The sequence below is a fragment of the Candidatus Microbacterium colombiense genome, from assembly GCA_029203165.1.
GTDB lineage: Bacteria > Actinomycetota > Actinomycetes > Actinomycetales > Microbacteriaceae > Microbacterium > Microbacterium colombiense.
This window is the reverse complement of record CP119308.1, coordinates 557,778-578,818: the sequence shown is the minus strand read 5'-3', so window position 1 is coordinate 578,818 and position 21,041 is coordinate 557,778. Positions and strand designations below refer to the sequence as shown.

Sequence of the window (21,041 nt, the reverse complement as noted above, 5' to 3'; positions counted from 1 at the left end):
TGGGCACAATATGGGAGAACGAGGCGTACGGGAAGTGAAGCCGGGCCAGGACAATCCGTCGAGTGGATAAATTCGCGCGAACATATCGGCGGCGCCTCGGATCGATACGATGACAGAGGAACGCTCGACGGCGTCCAGGGGGAACGGAGCCACCGGCGTGACGATGCAGCAGCACGAGACCAGTCGCCCTCCGCTGAACGTGGCCCCTGGCTCGATCGTCACCGTCCGCGATGCCGACTGGCTCGTGACCAACGTCGACCCGACGCAGGACGGTCTGCTGGTCGAGGTCACCGGTATCTCCGAGCTCGTCCGTGACACCCGAGCCGCGTTCTACGAAGGCCTCGACGACATCGTGCCGCTCGATCCGCGAGCCGCACGGCTGCGGTCCGACACGTCCCCCGGGCACCGGAGCACCCGTCTGTGGCTCGAATCCACGCTTCGCCGCACTCCGTTGCCCCTCGGCGAAGGCGGCCTCTCCGTGTCGACGCAGATGCTCACGGACACGCTCGGCTACCAGCGCAGCGCCGTGCGCAAGGCGCTGAGTTCGGAACAGCTCCGCCCCCGCGTGCTCCTCGCCGACACGGTGGGCCTCGGCAAGACGATCGAGATCGGGATGATCCTCTCCGAGCTCGTGCGCCGTGGACGCGGCGAGCGCATCCTGATCGTCACGCCGAAGCACGTGCTAGAGCAGATGCAGTTCGAGATGTGGACCCGCTTCGCGCTGCCGTTCGTGCGCCTCGACTCCGTGGGCATCCAGCGGGTACGACAGAAGCTGCCCGCCACGCGCAACCCGTTCAGCCTCTATAAGCGCGTGATCATCTCGGTCGACACCCTCAAACAGGATCGCTACCTGAACCACCTGCGCCGGCAGCAATGGGATGCCGTCGTCATCGACGAGTCGCACAACCTCACCGGCGTCACCAAGAACAACGCCCTCGCCCGCGTGCTCGCCCCGAACACCGAGGCCCTGATCCTCGCGTCGGCGACCCCGCACAACGGCCGCAAGGAATCGTTCGCCGAACTGATCCGCCTGCTCGAGCCGACCGCGGTGTCGCCGGACGGCGACGTGGATCCGCAGGCACTCGATCGTCTCGTGATCCGACGCCACCGCTATTCCGACGAGGTCAAGCGTGAGGTCGGCGATCAGTGGGCGGAACGCAAGGAGCTGCAGCATCTGGTCGTCGCAGCCTCACCTGCAGAGGATGCCGTCGCCGACGAGCTCGCCGAGGTCTGGCTCTACCCGCAGGTGAGCAGCCCGTATTCGGGTGACAGCAAGGGGCTGTTCCCCTGGACTCTCGCGAAGGCGTACCTGTCGAGCCCACCGGCTCTGCTCGAGTCCGTGCGCAACCGCATCCGGACCCTCGGCGACACACGCACGCTCGAGCAGGACCGCGAACTCGAGGCACTCCGACGGCTGGAATCCCTGGCGAGGGACAGCACCGAGGGCGAGTCGGCCAAGCTGACGAAGCTCGTCACGTACCTCAAGCAGATCGGCATCGCGCGCGGTTCGGCCGAACGAGTGGTCATCTTCTCGGAACGGGTCGCGACGCTCCACTGGTTGCGATCCCGCCTCCGCGAAGAGCTCAAGCTCAAGGACGAGCAGGTCGAGATCCTGCACGGCGGTCTGTCCGATGTCGATCAGCAGGGCGTGGTCGAATCGTTCAAGCAGTCGTCCTCGCCGATCCGCGTGCTGATCACCGGCGACATCGCGTCAGAGGGAGTGAACCTGCACTCGCAGTGTCATGAACTGGTCCACTTCGACATCCCCTGGAGTCTCATCCGCATCGAGCAGCGCAACGGCCGCATCGACCGATACGGCCAGCAGCATCCACCGCAGATCACCACGCTGCTGCTGAGCCCGTCGAACCAGCGATTCTCGGGCGACATGCGTGTGCTGCAGCGTCTCGTCGAGCGCGAGAACGAGGCTCACGGCGCGCTCGGCGATGCGGCGATACTCATGGGGGCGTACAGCGTCGCCGCCGAGGAGAAGGCGATAGAACAGGCGCTGATCAAGGGGAACTCGATCGAGGAAGTCGTCCCGGGAGTCTCCGACGTCACGGGCGACTCGGACGATCCATGGCGAGCTTTCCTGCAGGGATATTCCGAGTCGACGCCCACCGCGGTGCCCACCACCGTCGAGGACGGTGGTACGACGGGCCTCTTCGAGTCGGATGCCGACTACCTGCAGTCGGCCCTACATGAGGTGTTCGAGACACCTGCCGAGAATCTCGGCGCGGGCGGCGTGGACTGGAAGGTCCACTCCGGGTACGGCATGGTCGAGCTCAGCCCGACCGACGACCTCAAGCAACGGCTGACCGTCCTGCCGCAGAGCTATCTGCAGGAGCGCAGGGTGCTCGGCGACATGAAACTCGCGACCACCGAGACCCGGGCCAAGGCCTCCCTCAAGGACGCGCGTGACACGGCGGAGCGACAGAGCCTGTGGCCGGACACGCACTACCTCGGGCCGCTGCATCCCGTGCTCGACTGGGCGGGTGACCGTGTGCTCGCCAAGCTCGGTCGCAACGAGGTCTTCGTCGTGCGCGGCGACGTGCCGGTTCCGACCGTGCTTCTGCTCGGCACCCTCAGCAACGCCCGAGGTCAGGTGATCGCGACGAGCTTCGTGACGGTCGCCGGAGGGATGATCCACCCCTATGCGAGTGCCGGAGAGGCACTCGCCGACCTCGGCATCACCTCGGCTCACACGAATGCGGGTGCGATCGATGACGTCGAGGCGCTGCAGGATCTCATCCCGCGTGCGGTGGACCGAGCCGTTGCACATCTCGAGGTGACGACCGAGGCCGCGGCGGCCGACGCGCGACGGCGCGTCGACGAGTGGTCGCAGCGTGTGGAGTCATGGATCGAGACGTCGGGAGACCTCGTCCAGCGCGCGGATCTCAAGGGTCGGCGCTCCGCGGTGCAGGACGAGGAACGCACGGCGCGCTCGATGCTCCCGTCACGACACCTCGCCCGCCCCCTGCTCGTCGTCGTCCCTGAGGAGGCCTGATGTCATCGGATGCGTTCATCGTCGGTGAGGACTGGATCAGCGAGCACTACTTCAACACCGAGTCTGCGAAGCAGTCCTTCCAGGGCCGGGTCACCGCGCGCCGCAAGGATTGGGACGAGCGCGAGAGCGCAGGAGAGAAGACGCCGCGGTCACGTCTCGCGGCGACGGCGGGCACGATCACCTCCCAGCTCGCCGCCGTCGACACGTCCGGCGACGTCGATGGAGCGGCCGAGGTCGATCTCGGCCGCCATCGCATCGAGATCCTCGCTCCGCTCGCCGCTGCCCTCGGATACGAAGATGCTCGCTGGCGCCGCGAGACGAGCGGTCCGATCACGCTGCTCGCGCCGAAGGACGCCACCGAGGTCTCGGCCGCCGTGGTCTTCGCCCGCCCCGTCGCTGACGTGGTCGACCTTCTGTCGAAGAACAGGCCGACACTGCTCGAGCCGTTCGTGCCGGAGGACGAGACCGATGAGGTCGTGTCGGTGGCGCGAGCTCTCTCGTGGCTGTTCACGAGCGAAGACGCACCGGCGTTCGCAGTGGTGCTCAGCGGAGCGAAGGCACTCGTCGTCGAACGCGAACGCTGGGCCGAGGGTCGCTACCTCGCCGTCGATCTGCAACTCGTGCTCGACCGCAATGAGGTGAAGAAGCGGGGTGGCGAGTTCGATCGCGCCGTCGCCGTGCTCGCAGCGGAATCGGTCTCGCCCGACGTTGACGGCACCCTGTGGTGGACCGAGACGCTCGACGACTCCGTCAAGCACACCGTCGGGGTATCGAAGGACCTCCGTGACGGCGTGCGGGAGTCGATCGAGATCATCGCGAACGAGGTGGTGCGCCGCCGTGCCACTCAGGGCCTCGACCCCCTGCCCGCCAGCGAGGCGAACACGCTCGCCCGGCAGTCGCTGAGATACCTCTATCGCGTGCTGTTCCTGCTGTTCGCCGAAGCGTCGCCCGAACTGCACGTGCTCCCCGTCGGTGCACCCGAGTACGCCCTCGGGTACGGCCTCGACCGGTTGCGCGAGCTCGTACTCGTCGAGCTCGGCGAGGAATCCCGCCACCGCACTCATCTGCACGAGTCGCTCAACACCCTGTTCCGCCTCGTCGACGCCGGCCATGAGAAGTCGACCACCATCGATGAGGCAGATCTCCCCGAGGGACTCGAGTTCCATCCGCTGAGCGCCGATCTGTTCCGCCGGGAGTCCGTCGCGCTGATCGATGAGGCAGGTCTCGGCGACGGGGCGCTGCAACGCGTGCTGTCACTGCTACTGCTCACTCGCGAGGAGCGGACCAAGAAGGGCGGGGACCGCGGCTTCATCTCATACGCCGACCTGGGCATCAACCAGCTCGGTGCTGTGTACGAGGGCCTGATGTCGTACAGCGGCTTCTTCGCCGAGACCGACCTGTTCGAGGTGGCGAAGGATGGCGACTCGTCGAAGGGTTCGTGGGTCGTGCCCATCGATCGGGCGCACGACATCGCGAAGCAGCACTTCGTGATGACCGAGGATCCGATCACCCACGAGCGGATGCAGCGCCGCTACCGAGACGGCGAATTCGTCTTCCGCCTGTCCGGCCGTGAACGCCAGACCTCGGCGTCGTACTACTCCCCCGAGGTGCTGACGAAGTTCGTGGTGGGGCAGGCTCTCGAAGAACTGCTCGATCAGGACGGTCACACCACATCAGCCGAAGAGATCCTCAGCCTGAGCGTGTGTGAGCCCGCGCTCGGCTCGGGAGCGTTCGCCATCGAGGCCGTGCGCCAGCTCGCCGACGAGTACCTCAGCCGTCGCGAGCAGGAGGTCGGCGAGCGCATCGACCCCGATGAGCGTCCGCGCGAGCTGCAGAAGGCCAAAGCTGCGATCGCCCTGCACCAGGTGTACGGGGTCGACCTGAACGCGACCGCGGTTGAACTCGCCGAGATCTCGCTGTGGCTCGACACCATGGTCGACGGGCTGCAGGCGCCGTGGTTCGGACTACGCCTGCGGCGGGGTAACTCGCTCATCGGTGCGCGGCGAGCGGTGTACTCGTCGCAGCAGGTCAGTGACAAAGCGTGGCTCAAGGACGTGCCCACGGATGTGCCGGTGACCTCGCTCGTCGACGACATGCGGGAGGGCAGGATCGGCTCGGCGACGAGCGGCAGAATCCATCATTTCCTGTTGCCCGCCGAGGGCTGGGGCGCCGCGGTCGATGCCAAGGAAGGCAAGGAGCTGGCCCCCGAGGCTCACGCGAAGCTCCGCGGTTGGCGCAATGAGATGCGCAGGAAACCATCGAAGAAGCAGCTCGATCGACTGCTCGGTCTGAGCCATCGCGTCGAGGTGCTGTGGCAGTTCACCCTGCGACGGCTGGAGATCGCTGAGTCGCAGGTGCGCCGTGAGGTGACGTTGTGGAACGACCCGCGTGACGCTCATGAGCCCTCGTCTACGATCACGCGCGACGAGATCGAGCGTTTCCTCGAGGACCCGAACGGCGCGTATCAGCGACTTCGTCGCGTGATGGACGCCTGGTGCACGATGTGGTTCTGGCCCCTGACCGACTCGCTGACGGACGGCGCAACTCCGCCGACGTTCGACGAATGGCTCGACGGCCTCACCGCGCTGCTCGGTGTGCACGCCGAGCTGAAGGCTCCCAAGCGCGCGTCGGAAGGTGCGCAGACCTTGGGCCTGCCCACCAACTGGCGCGATCTCGACGTCTCAGAGGAAGTGGAACTCGGCTTCGCCCAGGTGGAGAAGGTTAACGACGTTCTGCAGGCTCATGCGTGGTTGCGGGCATCAGAGCGGATCGCCGACGCGAACGGCTTCTTCCACTGGGATCTCGACTTCGCGGGCGTCTTCGCGCAGGGCGGCTTCGATCTGCAGGTCGGAAACCCACCGTGGGTGCGTCCTGACTTCGATGCATCAGCATCGCTGGCCGAGAACGATGTCTGGTTCGCGTTGGCCACGAAACCATCTACCGAGGACTTCACTCAGCACCGATCAGCCGTCATCGCCGATGTCACGGCCTCGGCAGCGCACGTCGACGACGCCGTAGCAGCGGTGTCGATCCGTTCCTACCTCAGCTCCGTGAGCAATTACCCCCATCTTGTCGGGCTGCGCCCCGACCTCTACCGATGCTTCATGGAGCTGACGTGGGGTCATCTCAGCCCGACTGGGGCAGTGGCTCTCATCCACCCGGAAAGTCACTTCACGGATGCGAAGGCGGGGCGCCTACGTGAGGCGACTTACGAGCATCTGAGGCGCCACTGGCAGTTCGTGAACGAGTTGGTGCTGTTCGAAATCGATCATCATGTCACCTTCGGCGTGCATGTGTACGGGCCAGCGCGGGAACCGCGGTTCCAGATGGCGACGAATCTGTACCACCCAGAGACGGTGATCGGATCATTGCGGCACAACGGCGATGGAGCCGAACCCGGAATCAAGAACGCCGACGGCAAGTGGGATCTCAGCGCCCACAGTGGCCGCATCACGGTCGTCGACGACGAGGTGCTGCGCTCATGGCACGGGCTTCTCGAGGACGAGTCCACGTCGATCCGAAAGACGCGCATGGTCTACGCGGTCAATCGCGCCACAGCGGCCGTGCTGGCGAAACTCGCTGACGCACCGCGGCTCGAAGCTCTCGGTCTTGAGTTCTCACAAGGATGGAATGAGACCACCGACTTCAACAAAGGGTTCTTCGCCAAGTCATGGGGCGAAGTGGAGTCCTGGGACCAGGCTATCCTGCAGGGCCCGCACCTCTTTGTCGGCAACCCCTTCTACAAATCCCCGAACTCATCGAGGCGCCACAATCTGGACTGGTCACCGGTGGACCTGGAGACCCTCGCGCCGAACGCAATGCCCGTCACCTCCTACAAGCCAGCGAAGCCGCGAGCCGAGTATGACGCCGCCTACACCCACTGGAAGCCCGACCGGGTTCCGGCTCGCCGCTATTTCCGGTTCGTGTGGCGCTGTTTCGTCGGCAGCAATAGCGGTGAGCGAACTCTTCAAGGTGCGATCGTTCCTCCGGGAACAGCACATGTAGATGCAGTTTTCGGAGCCGGTTCCACCAGCGACTTGCGGTCACTTGCGCTTACAGCCGCGATCGCCAGCAGTTTGATAGCCGACTTACAGGTACGGACCGCAGGCAAGAAACATGTTCGAGCTCCGCAGATCAAGCAGCTGCCGGCAGTCGTGCTGGCAGCAGCAGTTGACGCGATCATCGTGCGAATCCTGTCACTCAACGCTCTCACAAGCGAGTACTCGGAGATCTGGCAAACACTGTTGGACGAGCCGTGGACGCCCGACCGGCCGCTGCGGCGTGCATCCGATCGACGCCAGGCACAGGTCGAGATCGACGCCATCGTCGCTCTCTCGCTCGGCATCACTGCCGACGAACTCTGCACGATTTACCGCACGCAGTTCGCCGTGCTCTATGGCTACGACCGCAACACCTACTTCTACGACGCCAACGGGCGCCTAGTCCCGAACGAAGTGTTGAAGGTCTGGCGACAGAAGGGCGATGAGATCTCACAGGAGGAGCGCACCGCGACGAACGCATCCGGCAACTCATACGAGCACGAGCTGCCGTTCGTCACGCTCGACCGTGAGGCCGACATGCGCCAGGCGTACGCGCACTTCGAAACGATCCTGCAGGAGCGCTCGTGAGTGAACTGCTTCCCTCGCGCGAGGCGGTGCAGATCCGCGAGGCTCTGACCGACTACCTCACCACGACCTTCGCACTGTCGGATGTCGACGCTCAGCGGTCCCTCACCCAGTTCCTCACCGACCCGACAGCGGGAATCTTCCGAGGCCCCTTCGTCCGGGCACGCATCCCGTTCCGAACGGCGGACGATGGATGGCGCGAGACCCTCGACTGGTACGAGGGGCACACCCCTTACGGCCACCAGGCCGATGCGTTCAGCCGCCTCAGCAGCTCGAACCTCGGGGAGCAGCCGAACGGGTCGATCAAGGAACACCCCCTTCCGACGCTTGTCGTCACCGGCACGGGCTCGGGGAAGACCGAGGCATTCCTGTATCCGATCCTCGACCATGTGTTGAGGAAGAAAGCTGCAGGCGCCGACGGCGTGAAAGCACTCATCCTTTATCCGATGAACGCACTGGCGAACGACCAGGCGCGACGCATCGCCGAGATGATCCGCGGAAACGATGCCCTCAAGGGCGTGCGTGCGGCGCTCTACACCGGTGAGCAGGCGGGCGCGAAACGCACTCGTGTCACCGACGACGGCCTCATCAACCACCGCGAGACCATCCGCGACGATCCGCCCGACATCCTGCTCACCAACTACAAGATGCTCGATCAGGTGCTGCTGCGCCCGGCCGACCGCCCCCTCGTCGAGTCGATGAGCCGGGGCCTGCAGTATCTGGTGCTCGACGAGTTCCACACCTACGACGGCGCGCAGGGCACCGACGTCGCGATGTTGCTGCGACGACTCGGGCTCGCGTTGCGTCGCACACGCAGCGACGAGCGTCCACTCGACCCGGCGTTCGAAGCCTTCCCCCTGGGCGACGTGACGCCGATCGCGACCAGCGCAACTCTCGGCGACGACGGCGACCCGTCTGGCATGCTCGCGTTCGCGGAGACCGTATTCGGTCGACCCTTCGAGACCGACAGCGTCGTCACCGAGACCCGCCAGTCGGCGCGCCTATGGATCCAGAACGCCCGCGGCGCCGGCCAGGTTCCGACGACCCCGGCGGAAGGGATCAACAACGCCCTCGCCACGGATGTCGCCGAAGCCGAGATCGCGGAGAACGCGTCCTCGGCCGAGATCGCCGCTACAGTACTCGACCGCCTGTATCCGACATCGACCGATCCCGAAGTGGAGTCCACGCCCGTCGCGTGGGCGGAACTGTCCGACGAGGATCTTCTGGCGAGTGTCGCCGCCCACCCCCTGATCCATTCCATCGCGCGGATCGCGGATAAGGCCATCTCGATCGACGATCTCGCTGAGCAGCTGCTGCCGCGCGGCCTCGGTGCAGACGAGACATTCGAGTCGCGGCGCGATCTGCGCCGCAGATTCCTCACCCGCGTTTTCGCGATGCTCAGCCACGTGCGCGCGCGGGTCGGCCGAGCCGCGCTCTCGATCGACCTCAACCTCTGGGTTCGTGAACTGACCCGCATCGACCGGGCCGCATCCCCCATCGTGCGCTTCTCCTGGTCGGATGACGGGCCCAGCGATGCGCTGCTCGAAGACGACGAGTCCGCGGTGTTCCCGGCGATCTACTGCCGGCACTGCGGTCGCAGCGGCTGGGGCGTCGAACTCGCACCGACCGGAAATGACCTGTCGGCCGATGACGAGAGCATCCGTCGCAACCACGCCTCTCGCGAGACGCGCAGTCGCTTCCGCGCGTTGCTGCATGCGCCGGGTGAAGCCGAGTCCCTCGAAGCGGGCACCCCCGTCGCCGGTCTGGCCTGGTTCGATCCCGAACTGCGTCGCGTCTCGACGACGATCCCGGATGACGACGACGGCACAGGCGTCGACCTGCCGGTCCTGACCCTGACCGGCGACGATGCGAGCGACGACTCCCGCGACGATGTGTGTCCTGCCTGTCAGCGCCGCGACGGCATCCGCTTTCTCGGGTCGGCCATGGCGACGATGCTCAGTGTCATCGTCACCACCCTGTTCGGCGATGGACAGCTCGACCGTGCTGAGAAGAAAGCGCTCATCTTCACCGACAGCGTGCAGGACGCCGCCCACCGGGCCGGATTCGTGCAGAGCCGCGCACACGTGTTCGCGCTGCGCAACGCCATCCGGCAGGCAGTGGGAGATCAGCCCGCTCCGCTCGACGAGATCGTCACCCGCATGGTGCAGCAGGCGGGCGACGACCGCGACGCCCGGTATCGCCTCGTGGCCCCCGAGCTCGTGGAGCGCGAGGACTTCGCGCCGTTCTGGTCGAGTGACACGCTGCGTCAGGTGCCGACCCAGGTGCGCACTCGGATCAACCGACGCCTGCTCTTCGACGTCGCAATGGAGTTCGGTCTGCACTCCCGTGTAGGTCGCACGCTCGAGCTCACCGGCAGCTTGGCGGCCGGCTTCGATGCGTCCGATGCGAAGCTCGAAGCGCTCGGCCGCAAGGTGTTGGTCGACGGAGGCACCGAGACCCTCGACGGGCTGTCGACGGCTGACGCGGACTCGGCGATCGTGCTGCGCTGGGTACGCGGTGTGCTGGAGCGCATGCGCGAGCGCGGTGCCATCGAACACGAGTGGTTCTCGAAGTACATCGCCGAAGACGGACGGCGCTGGAACGTGTGGGGCGGAAGGCCTCGCGGCTCCGGCATGCCGGCGTTCCCACCCGGACGCGAAGCACCCGCGTTCCCCCGCGTCGGGCCCCACCCGCCGACGGGCACGGACGGGCACCGCACCCACCTCGACGTGGTGTCGTCGTCGCAGAGCTGGTTCGCCACCTGGGCACGCAAGACACTCTCGGTGACGGCGGCCGAAGGGTCGGCACGCACCGCCGCGCTCCTGGCATCGCTCGCGAAGGACGGGCTGCTGCACGCGATGAACATCGCGACCGGCTCGGCCACCGTCTACGCCGTCCCCCCGGCATCCGTGATCGTCGCCCCGGTGACCGATGCAGAGCTCGCCGACGGCCGCACTCGTCTCGTCTGCGACGTCTGCCAGAACCCGATCACAGGGCTTCCCGCTGCCGTGGCGGCTCTCCATGACGGGCCGTGCATGTCGGCGCGATGCCCCGGCAGGCTGCGCACGGCGCAGACCGGTCAGAATTACTACCGCGGACTCTACGACGAGGGGCAGATGCGACGCGTCGTGGCTCGCGAGCACACCGGTCTCCTCGACGACGACCTGCGACTGCAGTACGAGAACGCCTTCAAGTCCTCCGACCAGGATCCGTCCGCACCGAACGTTCTGGTGGCCACTCCGACACTCGAGATGGGCATCGACATCGGTGATCTGTCGACCGTGATGCTCGCAGGACTGCCGCGATCAGTGGCATCGTATCTGCAGCGGGTCGGCCGCGCCGGACGCCTCACAGGTAATGCGCTCTCGATCGCCACTGTCACCGGCCGAGGGGATCAGCTGCCCCGCATGGGTGATCCGCTCTCGGTCATCAACGGAGCAGTCCGTCCGCCGGCCACCTATCTTGACGCACAGGAGATCGTGCAGCGGCAATACATCGCGTCCCTGCTCGACCGACGTACCGGCGCCGGGCTGCTGCTGCAGAGCGACACGCACGACGTACTGGCGTCCAGCGAACGGGGCACTCTCCTCGGCGATCTGGTCGACGACGCGGAAGACCATCACGAGCAGTACGTCGAGGAGTTCCTCGCGACTCTGCCGGGGATCGAACCGACGACGGCAGACCGGCTCCGTGCGTTCGCCACCCCCGTCAACGATGACGGCACCTCGGCACTCGCCGACACCGTGCGCGATGCCGTGCAGCGTTGGAACAAGCAGATCGAAGCCCTGGCCTTCCGTCGCAAGGAGATCGCCGATGCGATCCCTGATCTCGAGGCCGCCGCGGAACTCGGCCTCGAGCCGGACGCAGAGGAGGATCTTCGCACGGCGAGGATCACCCACCGCATGCTGGGCCGCCAGTTGAACGAGCTGCACACCGACCATTGGGTCGCTTCGCTCGAGCGATTCGGACTGCTGCCGAACTACACCCTGCTCGACGACTCTGTGACGCTCGACGCGGCGATCTCGTGGGTCGACCCGGAGACCGGGAGCTGGCAGGAGGATCCGGTCAGCTACCAGCGCGGCGCCTCGGTCGCGATCCAGGAACTCGCACCGGGTGCCTTCTTCTACGCACAGGGCCTGGAGATCGAGATCGACGCCGTCGATCTCGGCCCTGGCGGCGAGGCCGTGCAGGAGTGGGCGTTCTGCGCGCGATGCGGCCACGGGCGCAACCTCGCCACAGGCGACGCGGTGAACATCTGCCCGCGATGCGGAGCCAAGGGACTGAACGACGTCGCCCAGCGACTCCGGGTGGTCGAACTCGACACGGTGTCGGCCATCGCGCGGCGCGACGAGGCATCCATCAGCGACCGCAGCGACGAGCGCCGCCGCACGCGCTTCACCGTTCAGGTCGCTGCAGATCTCGACCAGACCGGCGTGGCCAGGCGTTGGTTCGACGACGAGACGCATTTCGGTGTCACCTACGCACGCGACCTGACGATCCGGTGGCTCAACCTCGGGCGACAGAGCGCCGGCGGCGAGGCGCGGATCATCGCCGGACGGGAGCATCACGCACCGTTGTTCCGCGTGTGCGACACGTGTGGCAAGCAGGACTCGCAGTCGGGCGGCAACCGCCCGAGCGATCACCGTTCGTGGTGCGCGCGACGGCGGGAGCCCCGGGAGCACACGATCCCTCTCGCGCTCAGCCGCACTCTCGTCACGCAGGGGACGTTCCTTCGACTCCCGATCGGGATCACTCTCGGCGATTCGCTCGCAGTGCCGAGCCTGGCGGCCGCACTGATGCGCGCCCTGCGCGAGATGATGGGAGGCGACCCGGATCACCTTCGCGTCATCTCGACGGTCGAGCCCGTCGGCGACGACACGACCGCGGAGTCCCTGCTCGTGCACGACGCGGTGCCGGGCGGCACCGGCTATCTCGCCGAACTCGCCGACCCGGATCGCATGTTCGAGCTGCTGTCGACGGCGTGGGTGATCGTCCGCGACTGCGAGTGCCGCGGCGAACAGCGCGCCGCCTGCCACCGGTGCCTGTTGCCGTATGCGGGCGGGCACACCAGCGTCGTCTCGCGGGCGAGCGCCGAACAGGCGCTCGCGAAGCTGCTGCGCGTCGGCACCGATGGTGAGTCTCACGCCTTCGTGCCGGTCGAGCAGGACCCAGGCGTCGTGCTCGACGAGTCGACGATCGAGCAGCTGTTCCGCATGCGCTTCATCGAACGGGCCCAGAAGCTCGGCGGAACCGTGAAGGAGAAGCCCGGCGACTGGGGCAACAAGGTCCAGGTCAGCTTCCCGGGTGACGCGCGCATCTGGAAGCTGAGCCCGCAGGTGTCGCTCGGATTCACCAAGCCCGACTTCGTGCTCGAACAGCACGGAGGCGGAGCCGAACCCATCGCTATCTACACCGACGGCAAGGCGTTCCACGCCAGCATCCTGCACAATCGGCTGGCCGACGACGCGAAGAAGCGTGCCCTCGCCCGCAACGGCGGGCACCGGGTACTCGCTGTGACATGGGCGGATCTGCAGGACGACGACGCACTGCTCCGAGACTGGATCGATCCCGTGCTCGCCGAGCGGATCGCGCCGATGTACCAGCTGCCTCTCGTGCAGCTCGACCGACTCCACGCCGATCCGTTGACGACACTCATGGAGTGGATGCAAGATCCTGCCGGGGAGGCGAAGCGGCGTGACAAGGTCGGTCGCGCACTCCCCATGATGACGAGAAGCGCCGGCGCACCGACGCCCGACATCACGCCCGTGGATGCGGCATCAGCTGCAATGCGCGGGACAGCCGACTCTCCGTCGAACGACGCGATGAGCTGGGTCGTCGATCGCGGCGCCCTCGTCCACGCGACTCGGGTGGGCGACAAGGGCGCATCGGAATTCGCCCTGCTCATCGACGACCGCGACGCCGCAATCGGCGCCGAGGGTTTCACGGACGCATGGCGACTCTGGTTGCACCTGTCGAACGTGATCGGCTGGCGACAGGATCTCAGCGGTGTCGAGATCCTCGCGCTTTCGCAGGTCGCCGAGGTGGGAGCCGACACGGACGCGACCAGCGTGGTCGGTCACGTCGACTTCCCACTCACGGACGCCAGCATCGAATGGAAGACCCTCGCCGAGGGCGCCACCTCTGGCGAGAAGACGCTGATCGCCGCGCTCGCCGCCGCCCCTGGCGTCCCGATTCCGAAGATGGGACTCGAGCTGGGCGACGGCATACCGTTCTCGTTCGTCTGGGAGGATGAGCGCGTCGCGACTGCCTGGGGTCTGGACGATGACGATCGAGAGTCCCTCGCGTCGCTCGGATGGACCACGGTGGAACCCGAGACGGATGCGGTGCTGAACGCCCTCACCAGTGCAGGAAGGAACTGACATGCCCACTATCGTCTGGGGGGCCGCGAAGGACCCGAAGCATGATCAGGCCGTGAAGGCCAAGATCTACACCTTCCTCGGAAAGCTCAGCGACGACGACACCGTGCCGGGCCTCCACATCGAACCGATGCAGAAGCCGCGCGATGCACGAGCTCGCACGGGGCGGGTCGACATCCACTGGCGAGCAGTGCTCTTCAAGCTGGAGCCGGCCGGCGACGAGCCTGTCTACGTGTACGCCGGAACGTGGCATCACGACGAGGCCATCAAGCGCGCCCGGACGACGACACTGAGCATGAACCCGGTCAACGGGCTGGCCGTCCTGCGGCAGGAGCTCGATGCCGTCGACGAGACCGAGACTCAGGTCCCTGCGGCGGCCATGCCTGTCGCCGAGGAGTCCCCCGCGCAGACGACCGCCCTGCTCGCCGGTCTCGGGTTCTTCGTCACAGATCTGACCGACGAGTTCGGGTTCGACCAGGAGACGGCGGAGGCGGCGTTCCGGATCACAGACGACGACGCCTTGCTCGACTTCGCGTCCGACCTGGACACCGCTTGGCAGGCCGACGTCCTCGTCGCGATGGGCGCCGGAACGGCACTGCACCTCATCAAGGAAGAGCTGAAGCTCGACCAGCCTGTTGTCATCGACCCGAGCGCGGACGACGACACGAAGCTCGTCGAAGCATTGCGGCATCCGGCCGCTCGGATGCAGTTCACGTTCATCGACGACACGGAAGAACTGCGGCGGGTCATCGAGGGCGGCGACTTCGGCGCATGGCGCGTGTTCCTGCACCCGGAGCAGCGGGAGTACGCCGAGCGTCCGCGCAACGGCTCGTTCCGGCTCACCGGGGGAGCAGGCACCGGCAAGACCGTGGTGCTGTTGCACCGCGCTCGGCACCTGGCTCGGAAGAATCCTCACGCACGGATCGTGCTGACGACGTTCACGCGAGCGCTGGCCGAGAGCCTGCGTCGCGACCTGGAACGACTCGATCCCGATCTGCCGTTCGCAGCGAAGCTCGGAGAACCGGGCATCCTCGTCCGCGGAGTCGATCAGATCGCCTCGGACGTGCGCACAGTCGCGGGCGGCGCGGCGTTCGGTGATGCGTCGCTGACTGTCATCGGATCCACCCGTGACAGCATGGCGAGCACCGCCGAGATCGACTGGAAGTCGGCGATCCATGAGGCCGGCAGCGAGTTGCCGATCGCGCTGCGCTCCGAAGCCTTCCTCGACGGCGAGTACTCGCAGGTGGTGCTGCCGCACCGCATCCACGAACTCGACGACTACCTGCTGGTTCGCCGCCCTGGACGCGGCGTCGCACTCGACCGTGGTCGACGCGCAGCCGTCTGGACGGTCATCGAACAGGCGCGCAAGAACCACCGGATCGCCGGAGCTCTCTCGTTCGCCGAGGTGGCCGCGGTCTCGGCAGCGTGGCTGCAATCGAGCGAGCAGACCCTCGCTGATCATGTGCTGATCGACGAAGCCCAGGACCTCGTCCCGTCGAAGTGGCAGTTGCTGCGTGCACTCGTGGCCGAGGGCCCTGACGACCTCTTCATCGCAGACGACACGCACCAGCGGATCTATGGGCAGCCCACAGTGTTGAAGCGCTACGGCATCGCCGTGCAGGGCAGATCCCGCCGCCTCACGCTGAACTACCGCACGACTCTCGAGAACCTGAGATATGCGATGGAGATCCTGTCCGGTGTCGCGTACTCCGACGCCGAAGCAGAGGACGTGACGACCGCGGGCTATCGCTCGTCGCGCAGCGGGCCGGCGCCGGCCACCCGCCCGTCGAAGTCCGACGCCGCACAGTTCGACGCGATCGCGGACGACGTGAAGCGGTGGATCGCCGAAGGCGTGAAGCCGGAGACCATCGCCATCCTGTCCGCCTCGAACACCTCGTCGAAGAAGGTTCAGCACGGCCTCGGACAGCGTGATGTACCCGTGGCACTGCTCAACTCGCCGAGGATCGCCGGCGGACAGCCGGTGGCATTGACGATGCACAACGCCAAGGGCATGGAATTCTCGCGTGTGGTGTTGTTCGACGTCTCCGACGGTTCATTCCCTCCGCCGATGGCATACAAGGGAGTGCCCGACGAGGAGAAGCCCGACCTCGACAAGCGTTTCCGCTCGCTGCTGTACGTCGCGGCGAGCCGCGCACGCGACGAGCTCGTCGTGACGTGGAAGGGATCCCCGAGCGGCCTGCTGCTCGGGGAGTGAGTGGAGCCAAAGCCCATGCTGGCGAATATGGAGCTGTTTTGCTAGCGGCCGTCACGGTGAGTGCGTTCATCGCTTCATTGCTTCTCAGCTACGTGTTATTCCCCTTCGCGGCTGGAGAGCGCTTAGCAGAAGCGCCGCTGGCGCGACTCGTCGTGACTGTCGTGTTCACGGGAACGGCATACCTGATCGCTCGGTCGTTGAGGCGCCCTGATGTGGGTCACGCAGAAGAGGGGGCTCCGCCTCATCTCCCCGAGCTGCCGCGCGACTGGAGCAATGCGCTCGCCGACCACGGCTTCACCTCCTCGCAGGTTCAGGAGATCCTTCGCAGGGTCTATCGTGATGACCGAGCCACGTGTCCGGCGCCTTCAGATGTATTCCGAGCCTTCACCTCGACGCAGCTCGATCAAGTCAGAGTCGTGATCATCGGCCAGGACCCATACCCACATCCTGGCCGTGCTGACGGATACGCATTCTCTGTCCGGCGAGGACACGCGATTCCCCACTCTCTCAGACGGATCTTTCAGAACATGGAAGCCGACCCTGCGCTGAACTTCTCGATACCCGACCATGGAAGCCTGGACCTATGGGCGAAGCGAGGCGTGCTGTTGTTGAACACCGCTTTGACTGTTCGGACCGGGCTTCCGGGAACCGACCACGCCGAATGGAAGGCATTCACAACCGCCGTCCTTGCAGCTGTCAATGACGAAGTCAGCCCAATCATTTTCTTCGTATGGGGAGACCCGGCGAATGAGCTTGTCGACCAAGCCTCGCTGCACGCGCGACACCACGTCATAAGGTCGACGCACCCTCGGCGGGAGGAGCCATCCAGCTATCCGCGCTTCCAGGATACGAGACCGTTCTCGGAGGCGAATAGCGTGCTGGACTCCGCCGGGCGAGGGCCCGTCGATTGGTCATTGTGAATGCCAGTCTCTCAATAGAATTCGATCGGCAGTGACGCCTTAACCCAGGATGCGCGCACTGGTTCGGTCGGGGCAGGAATCCCAGATCGTTGGTGGCGGCGAACGGCAGGGTGAAGCGCATCACCTCCTCTACACTCGGAGTCAGGATTCGGTGCATATCCAGGAGAGCGCACAATCGCCGCGTATCAGAACGGACTGCTGCGGCGGCTGGAAGCAAGCACAGCACAGAGGGAGTCAGCTCTTGACGAAGGTACTCGAGCAGCAGATCGCGGTATTCGGCGAAAGCGGAAGCGGAAAGACGGTGTTGCTGTCATCCTTCTTCGGCCCCACGGAGGAGGAGGGGTTCGGCGAGCGGAATCTTTTCGAAGTCGTCGCCGACGACGCAGGCCAGGGCGCAACGCTCTTCCAGAACTTCCTGGGCATGCGCAACTCCGCTCGAGTGCCCGATCCGAACAAATTCAGGTCGACCTCATACTCGTTCTCGATTCGGAAGGCAAAGGGACTGCCTGCGAGTGCTGGGCCCGGAGCCACGTTCGACGCCGTCCGGCTTGTGTGGCATGACTACCCTGGCGAATGGTTCGAGCAGGATGTCGCCGGGGAGGAAGCGGATCGCCGAGTCGAGGTGTTCCGGACGTTGCTCGGCTCCGATGTGGCAGTTCTTCTCGTTGACGCTCAACGCCTGATCGACAACGAAGGTCAGGAGGAGGCCTATCTCAAGGCGCTCTTCTACAACTACCGCGTCGGCATCGAGAACCTCAGAGAGCGGATTCTCGATGACGGTAAACCGTTGACGGTCTTTCCGCGCATCTGGATCGTGGCTTTGTCAAAATCCGACCTGCTGCCGGATACCGACGTGCACAGATTCAAGGAACTGGTCATCGAGAAGAGTGCAGGTGATCTCAACCGGTTCCGCGCGACCATCGCGAGTATGGTCGACGCTCCGAGCGCACTGGCCGTCGGCGAGGACTTCCTTCTGCTGTCGTCAGCCAAGTTCTCCCCGGGGCACATCGAACTGACGCAACGTGTCGGTGTCGATCTGATGCTCCCGATCGCCGCCGTGCTGCCGCTCGAGCGTCACGTGCAGTGGATCAACTCGAAGAAGCTGCCACACGCTGTCGCTGAGAAGCTGCTCGAGAACGCCGGCATCATCACGACCGCCTTGATCGCGGTGGCCCCCTTCCTACTCAAGGTCAGGTTGCCAGGCCCGTTGGCGCTTCTCGCACCACTTCTGACAAGGGCGCTATCGAAGGATGCACTCGAGAAGTTCGTTGATCTGGGGCGCGCCAAGCTTGAAGAGGTGCGGAAGCAGGCACTCAAGCATCACGACTACCTGACCGCCGTACTCACGCGGTTTCGAATCGATCTGGAGGACGCGGAGAAGAACAAGACGCTTCTTCGGAGTCTGAAGTGACCTTCATTTGGGCAGCTCGCGGTAGGGATTGGGGCTTTCGTTTCCTACGAAACGGCGGTTTCAGTGACCCGCTCCCTCCCTATGAAGCGGTCTTCACGGGGCTCGATCTCGGAGCGCAGGGGTACCGGATGGTCGGCCCGCACGGAGCGTTACGCCTGACCGACCCCGAGCATCGGTGCGATCGGGCAGGACGGCCGCTCACTCACGAGTTCGTGTTGATGGGGCCGGAGGCTATAGTCGTCCGGTCCGTTGACGATGGACTTCGCGAAGTCTGGCCCCAAGTCCGCGACGAGTACGCACGCATCTGGAACATCAGCGAGCCCCGGTGATGTCGGTAAGCAGCTGGGCACGGTTGCTTCTGTAACGGTGAACCGTTGAGCTATGTCGGCCTCGTCTCGGCATGACCGCAGCCTCGCTGGAGGGCGGACCGACCAGCGAGGGCACCGCTTTCACTCTGGCATCGTCAGTTCTGCTGTCATAGGCGAGCAAGATGCTAGCCCCGGCCATCACTCGCCCTTCACCGCTCCTCCCCGCCCGATCAGCAAAGACAATCCAACGATCCCCAGCACGAACGGGGTGAGCACGATCAGCACGTAGTGCAGCCACAGCGGCTGGACGATGGGGCTGTATGACGTCACCACGGCCCCTACGAGGCCCATGAACAGTAGCGCGAAGAACCAGAATCCGAGATCGCGAATCTGATTGCTGAGCCAGAAGGTTCCCACGGTCACGCCGAGGAGCAACGAGACCCCCGCGAGCCCGAACGTCACCAGGAATGTACCGAATGTCATGGCGCCTCCACGCTAGTAGCCTCTGACGAGGTTGTAGCACGTGCCCAGGCCCACCGCGTTGAAGAAGAGTTTCGCGCCTTCACGTATGAGCCCTTCGAGGGCAGTCAGTTGGCGGCGAGTCAGTGACTTCTTGTTGTTGATCCACTTCTTGAAGACGCCGATGACCTTGTCGACCTTTCCGCCGAGAGCGTCGTAGTACTTGCCGAGCGCAGCCGCCGCACGGATCACTCGATCTGCTTTGGCGAAGACCTGTACCGCTTTCGCCCCCACCAGACTGAGCCCGGCGATCTCAGCGAGGCATCCTGCCGAGTTCGCGACGAACCACCAGAGGTCCGGGTCGGCGACGACGGGGAACGCCGAGACCGCCGATGTATCGACGAACTGGATCACGGTCGTTCCCTCGACACGGAAAGATGTCGACACACGGTTGCCGGCAGCATCCAGCGCCCACGGCACGTCGAGCATTGCCGTCGGCAGTCCCGACTCATCGTTGACGAAGACCGAACCGTCTGGCTGAAGCTCGAGCGTCGCACCCGCAGAGACCTCAAAGGGAAAGGCATACTCCACGGGCGCCGCAGCGTTTGGGATCTCGATGAGCGTCTGGATCCCCAGGTTCGACGCGTATGAGGTGAGTACCGTTCCGTCGATCTCGGTACTGGACAAAGGCTCACCCTCCCCGCTCTGGAACTCGGACGGAACCGACTCGAGATCGACGCTCTCAGCTACGCTCTCTCCCGGAAGCTCGAAGACCAGTTCGCTCGCGCCACCGTCATTCACCGTCGACGTCACAGTCGACCCATCAGCCTCTGCCGTGATCTCGATTGGCTGCTGCGACTCGTCGAGGGCGGTCGCAGCGCCCGGCTTTGCATCACTCTCCGGTTCTGCGGCAGCGGCAGTAGTCGCTCCGGACGCGACGAGCGCGGTCGCAACGAGAATCCCTAGACCCGCCATCGCCACACGCTTGGGACGCAGACTCTTCAGCTTTTTCATAGTCATGCATCTCATATAAGCATACATATGAGGACATACCGGCATGCTGGTACCGCAGACGCGCGGGATGCAATCGGCGCGAACTACCGCGCCGAAATCCCCCGCAACAGAACCCCCACAGTCGCATCCACTCGTGCATCACCCAACGGCCGCCCCAACAGCGCCGCATAGCTCGCCATCGCGACGAACTGGTCCGCGATCCCGGCAGCATCCACATCCGCCCGCACATCCCCCGCGGCAACCGCGAGCGACAGGCGCGACGTCACCCACTCCCGAATCGGCGCAGCGAGCTTCTCGTTCAACTCCAGCCCCAGCCCGGGATCCGACGCGGTCACCACGATCAGCGCCCGCGCGACGGCGACGCCATCAGCATCCGCCAACCCGGCAGACACCGCCGTGAACCACGCCCGCAGGTCCGCACCCAGATCATCGGAGAAGGGGATGGCGACATCCGATCCGGGCAGCCCACCGTCGACAAGAGCCTCGCCGAGGATCGCCGCCTTCGACCCCCACCACCGGTAGATGGTCTGCTTCGACACCCCCGCGGCTTCCGCGAGCCCCTCGATCGTCACGGCCTCGTATCCACCCGCGGTCAGGGCAGCGCGCATCGCGTCCAGGACGGACTGGCGCGCTTTTTCACTGCGAGGACGAGGCACCTTCCGAGCGTACTCAGGCGTACACTGATTCATAAGTAGACGCACCGTTGCG

Annotated in this window: 8 protein-coding genes; 5 read left to right on the top strand and 3 right to left on the bottom strand. The window is 65.4% G+C overall.

What is annotated here, in order from left to right:
* Window positions 1-109 precede the first annotated feature (109 nt).
* From P0Y60_02845 to P0Y60_02825, 5 genes are all read left to right on the top strand, one after another.
* On the top strand, window positions 110-3,004 hold the full coding sequence (locus P0Y60_02845; GenBank protein WEK61720.1) for a helicase-related protein: 2,895 nt from the start codon (window positions 110-112) through the stop codon (window positions 3,002-3,004).
* Window positions 3,004-7,632, top strand: coding sequence for a class I SAM-dependent DNA methyltransferase (locus tag P0Y60_02840; GenBank protein WEK61719.1), 4,629 nt, complete (start codon window positions 3,004-3,006; stop codon window positions 7,630-7,632). The genes P0Y60_02845 and P0Y60_02840 overlap by 1 nt, the downstream gene beginning before the upstream one ends.
* Entirely contained in the window at window positions 7,629-14,009 is a 6,381-nt protein-coding gene (locus P0Y60_02835; GenBank protein WEK61718.1) for a DEAD/DEAH box helicase, read from the top strand. Before P0Y60_02840 ends, P0Y60_02835 begins: the two co-directional genes overlap by 4 nt.
* A 1-nt stretch (window position 14,010) precedes the next feature.
* Window positions 14,011-16,221, top strand: coding sequence for an AAA family ATPase (locus tag P0Y60_02830; GenBank protein ID WEK61717.1), 2,211 nt, complete (start codon window positions 14,011-14,013; stop codon window positions 16,219-16,221).
* A gap of 1,161 nt (window positions 16,222-17,382) precedes the next feature.
* Window positions 17,383-18,552, top strand: a complete 1,170-nt coding sequence (locus tag P0Y60_02825) for an ATP/GTP-binding protein (GenBank protein WEK61716.1) — start codon at window positions 17,383-17,385, stop codon at window positions 18,550-18,552.
* A gap of 506 nt (window positions 18,553-19,058) precedes the next feature.
* Here the strand turns inward: P0Y60_02825 and P0Y60_02820 are convergent.
* The 3 genes from P0Y60_02820 to P0Y60_02810 all read right to left on the bottom strand — a co-directional run bounded on the left by P0Y60_02820 (window position 19,059) and on the right by P0Y60_02810 (window position 20,941).
* Window positions 19,059-19,343 carry a hypothetical protein gene (locus tag P0Y60_02820; protein ID WEK61715.1) on the bottom strand — a complete coding sequence of 95 codons (285 nt, stop codon included), beginning with the start codon at window positions 19,341-19,343 and terminating at the stop codon, window positions 19,059-19,061.
* A 12-nt stretch (window positions 19,344-19,355) separates the two neighbouring features.
* Entirely contained in the window at window positions 19,356-20,333 is a 978-nt protein-coding gene (locus P0Y60_02815) for a hypothetical protein (protein WEK61714.1), read from the bottom strand.
* Window positions 20,334-20,416: 83 nt separating this feature from the next.
* The gene (locus tag P0Y60_02810) at window positions 20,417-20,941 is read right to left on the bottom strand and encodes a TetR/AcrR family transcriptional regulator (GenBank protein WEK61713.1); all 525 of its coding nucleotides are present in this window, start codon (window positions 20,939-20,941) and stop codon (window positions 20,417-20,419) included.
* Between the last annotated feature and the right edge of the window lie 100 nt (window positions 20,942-21,041).

Bases quoted from the DNA above. Each gene is read 5' to 3' on its own strand.
- P0Y60_02820 (WEK61715.1), bottom strand. From the start codon at position 19,343: ATGACATTCGGTACATTCCTGGTGACGTTCGGGCTCGCGGGGGTCTCG.
- P0Y60_02810 (WEK61713.1), bottom strand. From the start codon at position 20,941: ATGCGCGCTGCCCTGACCGCGGGTGGATACGAGGCCGTGACGATCGAG.
- P0Y60_02830 (WEK61717.1), top strand. From the start codon at position 14,011: ATGCCCACTATCGTCTGGGGGGCCGCGAAGGACCCGAAGCATGATCAG.
- P0Y60_02845 (WEK61720.1), top strand. From the start codon at position 110: ATGACAGAGGAACGCTCGACGGCGTCCAGGGGGAACGGAGCCACCGGC.
- P0Y60_02815 (WEK61714.1), bottom strand. From the start codon at position 20,333: ATGAAAAAGCTGAAGAGTCTGCGTCCCAAGCGTGTGGCGATGGCGGGT.
- P0Y60_02840 (WEK61719.1), top strand. From the start codon at position 3,004: ATGTCATCGGATGCGTTCATCGTCGGTGAGGACTGGATCAGCGAGCAC.